Origin of the sequence: Streptomyces sp. TRM68416 (assembly GCF_014596915.1) — a bacterium.
Lineage (GTDB): Bacteria > Actinomycetota > Actinomycetes > Streptomycetales > Streptomycetaceae > Streptomyces.
This window is the reverse complement of the sequence record NZ_JACVWU010000063.1, coordinates 1-1659: the sequence shown is the minus strand read 5'-3', so window position 1 is coordinate 1659 and position 1659 is coordinate 1. Positions and strand designations below refer to the sequence as shown.

Below are 1659 nucleotides of genomic sequence, written 5' to 3'. Positions count from 1 at the left end.
CAAGGGCCGTGTCGTGGGTCTGGAGCGGGCGAAGGGCCGTGAGGGCATACCCGTCCAGGTCCGCAAGATCGACGGGCACACGCTGGTGATACCCGCGGACGCGGCCCGGCTGATCGCGGCCGGCAAGCTGGACCAGCGGCTGTTCGACGTCACCGAACTCAACAAGGCGGCCACCCGCAAGTCCCAGGCCAAGGGCCTGAAGGTCATCGTGGGTTACAAGGGCGCCGCCACCGGCACGAAGGCCGACGTCCGTGACGCGGGTGACCTGCGCCGGACCTTGAAGACGCTGAACGCGGACGCGGTGCAGACCCCGTACCGCGACACACCACAGCTGTGGGATGCGCTCACCAACGGTGGCGGGACCGCTTCGGGTATCGCGCACGTCTGGCTCGACGGGGTCCGCAAGGCCACCCTGGACACCTCCGTCAAGCAGATCGGCGCGCCCAAGGCGTGGTCGGCCGGCTACGACGGCAAGGGCGTCAAGATCGCCGTCCTGGACACCGGCGTGGACACCACCCACCCGGACCTGAAGAACCAGGTCAAGGCATCGAAGAACTTCACCACCGCTCCCGACGCCTCCGACAAGTTCGGACACGGCACCCACGTCGCATCCATCGCCGCGGGCACCGGCGCCAAGTCCGGCGGCAAGTACAAGGGCGTCGCCCCCGGGGCCACCGTCCTCAACGGCAAGGTCCTCGACGACAACGGCTTCGGTGACGACTCCGGCATCCTCGCCGGCATGGAATGGGCCGCCGAACAAGGCGCCGACGTCATCAACATGAGCCTGGGCGGCGGCGACACCCCCGAGATCGACCCCCTCGAAGCAGGCGTGAACAAACTCTCCGCCGAAAAGGGCGTCCTCTTCGCGATCGCCGCCGGCAACTCCGGCCCCGAATCGGTCGGCTCACCCGGCACCGCGGACGCCGCCCTGACCGTCGGCGCGGTCGACGACAAGGACCTCCTCGCCGACTTCTCCAGCACCGGCCCCCGCCTCGGCGACGGCGCCATCAAGCCCGACGTCACCGCCCCCGGCGTGGACATCACCGCCGCCTCCGCCAAGGACAGCATCATCGCGCAGGAAGTCGGCGAGAAACCGGCCGGCTACCTGACCATCTCCGGCACCTCGATGGCCACCCCCCACGTCGCCGGCGCCGCCGCGATCCTCAAGCAGCAGCACCCCGACTGGACCTACACCGAACTCAAGGGCGCACTGACCGCCTCCACCAAGGGCAGCAGCAAGTACAACGCCTTCCAGCAGGGCTCGGGACGCGTCCAGGTCGACAAGGCCATCAAGCAGACCGTCATCGCCGACCCGGTCTCGGTCAGCTTCCCCACCCAGCAGTGGCCCCACACCGACGACACCCCCGTCACCCGGAAGCTCACCTACCGCAACCTCGGTGACACCGACGTCACACTCAAACTGTCCAGCACGGCCACCAACCCCAAGGGCCAGCCCGCCCCGGCCGGGTTCTTCACCCTGGCCGCGACCACCGTCACCGTCCCCGCGGGCGGCACCGCCGACGTCGACCTCACCGTCAACACCAAACTCGGCGGCACCATCGACGGCGCCTACTCCGCCTACGTCACCGCCACCGGCAACGGACAGACCGTCCGCACCGCCGCCGCCGTCGACCGCGAAGTCGAGTCCTACGACCTCAC

1 protein-coding gene is annotated in these 1659 nt (G+C 69.4%); it reads left to right on the top strand.

Annotated features, from left to right (window positions below; translation table 11 throughout):
* Positions 1–1659, top strand: a 1659-nt coding sequence (locus tag ICC28_RS39885; RefSeq protein WP_188293772.1) for a S8 family peptidase, incomplete at both ends; no start/stop codon positions are given.